This is a genomic window from Mesorhizobium sp., assembly GCF_004962925.1.
Lineage (GTDB): Bacteria > Pseudomonadota > Alphaproteobacteria > Rhizobiales > Rhizobiaceae > Mesorhizobium.
In genome coordinates this window covers 1-6108 of record NZ_SUEO01000143.1, presented here as the reverse complement: position 1 = coordinate 6108, position 6108 = coordinate 1, and the positions used below count along the sequence as shown (strand labels likewise).

Sequence of the window (6108 nt, the reverse complement as noted above, 5' to 3'; positions counted from 1 at the left end):
GGCCTGGTCGCCGGTCAGGTCGAGAAGATCGCCGAAGGTCGCGCCATCCTCGCCAAGGCGCTGGAAAGCGACATCGTCGGCATCAAGGGTCTCATCGAAAACCATTCCGCCAAACTGGCGGAAGACCGCACCGAGCTTTCGCGTTCGCTTGAAAACGACCTGTCCGGCATCAGGGGCCTGATCGAGCAACATTCGGGCAGGCTCGCCGACGATCGCAGCCTGCTTTCGCAGACGCTCGAGGCTGACCTCGCCAAATTGGCGGACAGCCGGTCGAGCATCGACGGACTGGTCGCCGGCCAGGTCGAGAAGCTGGCCGAAGGCCGCGACATCCTCAAGCGCGCGCTTGAATCCGATCTCAATACGATCAAGGACGTCATATCAAGCCAGTCGGAAAAGCTGGCGGAAGACCGTGGTCAGCTCTCAAGGGCGTTGGAAATCGACCTGCAAAGCGTGAATGGTCTTATCTCCGATCACATGAACAGGCTCGCCGAGGACCGTTCAACCCTGTCGAAGGCGCTCGAGGACGATCTCGCCAAACTGGCCGAAAGCCGGTCGAGCATCGATGGCCTGGTTACCGGCCAGGTCGAGAAGTTGGCCGAAGGCCGCGACATACTCAAGCGCGCGCTGGAATCCGATCTCAACACGATCAAGGACGTCATATCAGGCCAGTCCGAAAAGCTGGCGGAAGATCGTGGTCAACTGTCGCGAGCGTTGGAAACCGACCTGCAGAATGTGAACGGCCTTGTCTCCGATCACATGAACAGGCTCGCCGCAGACCGCTCGACCCTGTCCAAGGCGCTCGAAGACGATCTCGCGAAGCTGGCGGAAAGCCGGTCGAGCATCGACGGGTTGGTTGCCGGCCAGGTCGAGAAGCTATCCGAGGGCCGCGACATCCTTAGACGTGCGCTGGAAGCAGACCTCAATACGATCAAAGGTGTCGTCGCCGACCAGTCCCAGCAACTGACCGACAATCGTGCACAGTTTACGCGGGCCCTGGAGGCCGATCTCGGCAGCGTCAACGGTCTTGTAAACAGCCATGCCGAGAAGCTGATCCAGGACCGCTCGATCCTGTCCAAGGCGCTCGAAGACGATCTCGCCAAGCTGGCGGAAAGCCGGTCGAGCATCGACGGGCTGGTTGCCGGCCAAGTCGAGAAACTGGCCGAAGGCCGCGACATCCTCAGACGTGCGTTGGAAGCAGACCTGCAGAAAATTGCAGCGAGCCGCAGCGACGTAGACGACATCATCGCCGGGCATGTAGGCAAGCTGGCCGAAGGCCGCGACGCGCTGACCCGTGCGCTGGAGGACGATTTCTCCAAGCTCGCCGATACACGCAAGGAAGTCGACCGTTCGTTGTCCGGCCATATCGACCAGATCGCCGCCAGAAGCACCGACATCTCGGACGCCATCGCCGCCGACGTCGAAAAAATCGAGCAGGCGTTCAGCCGGCAGACCGGCATCATCGAGGAGCGCGCCGGAACCATGGAGCGCGCGTTGTCGACCGGTGTCGACAACGTCCGCAGCGTGCTCGAAAAGAGCGCCGTCTTCGTTGCGGGAGCGCTGCGTGAGAAGGTCATGGAAGTCACCAGCGCGCTGCATGAGCAGGCGGGTGCTGCGTTCAGCGACGCCGATCGCAAGATCGCCGAGCGTGCAGAGCAGACCTCGGCGGCCTTGCTCGCCAGGGCGGAGGATATCGCCCGCACCTTCGAGGAGGCGGACCGCCGCCTCGCCGCACGTGCCGAGGACACGTCGAGCGCGCTCATTGCCCGCGCCGAGGACACATCGAGCACCATCATGGCCCGTGTCGACGATACATCGAACTCCTTGCTGGCGCGCGCCCAGGAAACCGCCGACCAGCTGGCAGCCCGTGCCAGCGAGATCGCCGGCACATTCGATGCGGCGGACCAGAAGCTGGTTGCCCGCGCGGTCGAAACGGCGCAGTCGTTGGCCGCACGCGCCGGCGACATCCTGCGCAATTTCGAAGGCGCCGACGAACGGCTCGGCGTGCGCATCGGCGAATCGGCCGAAGCGCTCGCGGCGCGGGCATCGGACCTTGGCCGCATTTTCGATGCCGCCGACCAGCAGCTGATATCGCGCATTGCCGAAGGTTCGGAAGCGCTGTCGGCCCGCGCATCCGAGATCGGCCGTATCTTCGACGAGGCGGATCACCGTCTGGTGTCGCGCATCGCCGACAGCTCGTCGACGATCGGAGAGCATACCGAGAACATCGTCGGGGCATTTGCCAGCACCGAGCAGCGGGTTGCCGAACGTGCCAGGCAGACCGGTCAGGAGCTTGCCGTCCACGCCCGCGAAATCGAGCAGGCGCTGGCCGGCGCCGACGAGCGCCTGGCATCCAGCGCGGCGGCTGCGGCGGCTCGTGTCGAGGAGCAGGTTGCCGGCGTCGAAAACCGTCTCGTCTACACCACCGAGACGATAGGCCAGAAGCTCAACGAGCAGGTTTCGACTGCCGAGGCGCAACTCATTTCGCGCGCCAACGCGATTGCCGAAACCTTCACCGCGGTCGGCCAGCATATCGGCCAGAGCACCAACGACGCGGCGAAGACCATCGGCACCAACACCCGCGAGCTCAACACCATGCTTGCGGCACGTTCGGCCGAGATCTCGAAGATCCTCGACGAAACGGCACGGCCGCTGGTCGAGCGCTTCGCCCAGGGCGGCTCGGAACTGCAAAAGAGCATGGAAGAGGTGACCGAACGCGCCACCGAGAAGCTGCGCAGCGAAAACGCCGCCTTGGTCGACGCGCTCGCCAGCCGCACCGCCGAAACATTGTCGGCCGTCGAAGGCGCACGCTCGTCGCTCGCCGACAGTGTCGCCGATCTCATCGGCCGCATGAGCACCTCGAGCTCGCAGCTCGGTCAGTTGATCGAACAGGCGGCGGCCAATCTCGGCCAGGTCGACGAACGCCTGACCGGCAGCACGCAAAGCTTTGCGGCGACAACGGAAAAAGCCGCGCAGACCTTCGCTAGCTCGGCGCGCCTGGTCGATTCGAACACGACGCGGCTTACCGAATTGTCGTCTTCCACCTTGCGCGAGGTCGCCTCGATCGCCACCAAGTTCGACGAGCACAGCCGTCTGCTGTCCAGTGCTTCGGACCTGTTGAGTTCGGCCCAGAGCAACCTCGAACACACGCTCGAGAGACAGTCGTCGCTGGAGGACCTCGCTGTCGGCCTGGTCAAGAAGTCGGAGGATCTCGAAAAGGTCATGCGCTCGTTCGAGACGCTGGTCGGCCAGACGTTGCAGAACGCCGAAGGCAAGACGCTGGAGTCGGCGGACAAGATCCGCACCGCCATTTCCGACGTCGTCGATTCGGCAACGAAGCGGTTCGCCGACGCGACCGAGGAGATGCGGCGCACCGCCGGCTCGATCAAGAGCGAACTCGACCTCACCCGCGCCGAGCTCAAGAAGGGCGTCATCGAGATGCCGGAAGAGGCAAAGGAATCGACCACGGCCATCCGCCGCGCCGTTTCCGAGCAGATTAACGCGCTGAAGGAACTCTCGGATATCGTTGCGAAATCGGGCCGCAGCACCGACTCCTCGGAGCCGCGTAACCTGCGTCCGGCACCGCAAGCGCCTGTCGCGCGCGCCGCTGAGCCGCAGCGCCGTCCTCCGGCCCCGCAACCGGAACCTCGTGCCTCGCAGGCGCCATCGGGTGAGTCAGCACTGCGCGGCACGCTCGACCTGGAACGCCCGGCTGAGACGGCGCCGCGCCAGCGCGACCCCAATGGCCGTACGCCGCAAGGCGGCTGGGTGCGCGATCTCTTGACCGGGGCATCGCGCGAAGAGGCCGCCGCCAAGCCCGCGCCCTCGGAAGCGCCACGCCCGGCCCCTGCCCAGCGCTCGCCGCTTCATGTCGTGGAGTCACTCAACTCGCTTTCCGTCGACATCGCCCGCGCCATCGATCACGATGCCTCGATCGAATTGTGGAACCGCTACCGGCGCGGCGAGCGTGACGTGTTCACGCGGCGCCTCTACACGCTGAAGGGCCAGCAGACTTTCGATGAGATCCGCCGCAAATATCAGATGGAGGCGGAGTTCCGTGCCGCCGTCGACCGTTATTGCGATGATTTCGAAAAGCTGCTCAAGGACGTGTCGCGCAACGACCGCGACAACATGATGGCGCAGACCTACCTGACGTCGGACACAGGCAAGGTCTACACGATGCTGGCGCATGCCAGCGGCCGCCTGCATTGATCAGGCGATAAACGAAACAAAAAAGGCGGGAGATGTTCCCGCCTTTTTTCATGCTGTGCCGACGTCCTCGGGATGATGCTCTATTGATTGATCTCCGGTTCGACGAGCCTTGCCAGGTTTCGCAGCGACTCCTGCCAACCGAGATAACAAGCCTCAGCTGGAATGACGTCCGGAACACCTGCCTGCGTGATATCCAGCTCCGTGCCGACTGACACTTTCTTCAATATCACAGTGACCTGCATCTCGCCGGGCAAGTTAGGATCGTCGAACTTGTCCGTATAGCGTAGGCGTTCGCCCGGAACGAGCTCGATATATTCGCCGCCAAACGCGTGGCTTTTGTCCGTTGTGAAGTTGCGGAACGACATTTTGAATGTGCCGCCGACTTTGGGTTCCAGATGATAAACCGTGCAGGTAAAGCCGTTGGGCGGTAGCCATTTCGCGAGCGCGTCCGCCTCGAGGAATGCGCGATAGACTTTTTCTGGGCTGGTTGCCAGAACGCGGTGCAGGCGTACGGTACTGGGCATATCATTTATTCCTATGGTTGGAGTGTCGATCCATGCCAAGGACGAACGCGGCTTGACCGATCCGACAACAAGTTAGGATTTTCTGGAACCGGGGTGCAGACCTTCATATTAGGCTCTCTGCGATCGCTTTCGACCCGTGCAGGAGTCCTCAGGCCAGCCGAGACACGGCGACATTGCTCAAAACGGCGCTCATCACAAGGACTAGGGTTAGTCCGCATGCTATGTCCTGCCCCGCAAACGAAAATGAGATCCGGCGGATGGCGTCTTCTATCTATCGCTTTGTTAAGCAAAAACTGCTGTCACACGGGGTGCGAAACACGGCCGACGGCAACCTTGCAATTACCGACAGAAGATTGTTCCTTGACTTCGTTTGTCTAGAACGAGCGGTTAGGCTACAGGATTTCGCGACAGTCCAGTCTGCCGTGGTGGCGATTGAAAATCGTTGCTTATCAATGGGTAAACGTCACATCGTGGTGTTTGCGTATATGTATCTCAGGTTTTCGGATGCTACCCCAAAGCTTACTCACCTGGATATCGAGCCTGAGGAAGGAGGCGTCCGCCGAACAGTCGACTACCGGCGCAGGGTGTCGTCAACAGAGCGACTCGTCGGTGAGTGGGCCACCGTGTGGTACGACCGCTATTCTAAAAGTTTCTTTCGTGCACTTTATGAGAGCAACAGCGCCACAGCGGGCTAGCGAAAAGAATACCTAATCGTCCGCAAACCACCCATCTCGGCTATTAGCGACAGCCAGATGATTTGATCCTAGCGCCAGCAGGCGGCCCTGGCGGTGTCAGATCACCGAATCGGTCCAGCGGACGATGTCCTTCGCCGCCTGGCCGAACGCGCTGTCGAGCGCGCCGACATAGGCCTGGTTGCCGCTGCCCGAGACGGGCGCGGTCGCGGTAAAGCTCTTTGAGGCGCGCACCTCGCCATTGCGGTCGTTCAGTATCCGCACGAACAGGTCGACCTCGGCATGTTCGCCGCCATCTACCCGGACTTCGAAGGAACGGACCTCGACGATCACCTGGTAGTCGATCGCCAGCCCCTCGCCCGGCTTGCCGACACCGGCGAAGCTGCCCGAGCGCTGGAATGTCTCGGCCAGCCGCGCCTGCACGATCAGCGGCAGCCGATCGGCCCATTGCGCGCCCTTGAGGTACTGGATCGAGCGCACGGACGGCTTGATGACGATGTTCTGGCTGTCCAGCGCCTTGAGCGCGGAAGGTTGGGCGATGAGGATCTGGCGGCGGCTGTGGCCGCGCGCATCGAGCGGCGGCGCCGACAGTTCGAATGTGTCCAGGGGCGCCGGCCCGCCGCCCGGCAAAAACGCGCAACTGGCTAGCGAAAGCGTAAGCAATGCCACACCCGCTTTGAGCC

At 62.4% G+C, this 6108-nt stretch carries 4 protein-coding genes; 2 read left to right on the top strand and 2 right to left on the bottom strand.

Going from position 1 to position 6108, the window contains the following annotated elements; translation table 11 throughout:
• Positions 1 to 4209, top strand: a 4209-nt coding sequence (locus E5W87_RS24150; RefSeq protein ID WP_292403212.1) for a kinesin, incomplete at its 5' end; no start/stop codon positions are given.
• A gap of 80 nt (positions 4210 to 4289) precedes the next feature.
• Here E5W87_RS24150 and E5W87_RS24145 read toward each other — a convergent pair.
• Complete coding sequence (locus E5W87_RS24145) at positions 4290 to 4733, bottom strand: SRPBCC family protein (RefSeq protein ID WP_292403209.1); 444 nt, start codon at positions 4731 to 4733, stop codon at positions 4290 to 4292.
• A 257-nt stretch (positions 4734 to 4990) separates the two neighbouring features.
• On the opposite strand from E5W87_RS24145, the gene E5W87_RS24140 reads away from it, so the two are divergent.
• Positions 4991 to 5428, top strand: a complete 438-nt coding sequence (locus tag E5W87_RS24140; RefSeq protein ID WP_292403207.1) for a hypothetical protein — start codon at positions 4991 to 4993, stop codon at positions 5426 to 5428.
• Positions 5429 to 5524: 96 nt separating this feature from the next.
• Here E5W87_RS24140 and E5W87_RS24135 read toward each other — a convergent pair whose 3' ends face one another.
• The gene (locus tag E5W87_RS24135; RefSeq protein ID WP_292403235.1) at positions 5525 to 6094 is read right to left on the bottom strand and encodes an ABC-type transport auxiliary lipoprotein family protein; all 570 of its coding nucleotides are present in this window, start codon (positions 6092 to 6094) and stop codon (positions 5525 to 5527) included.
• Positions 6095 to 6108: the final 14 nt, after the last annotated feature.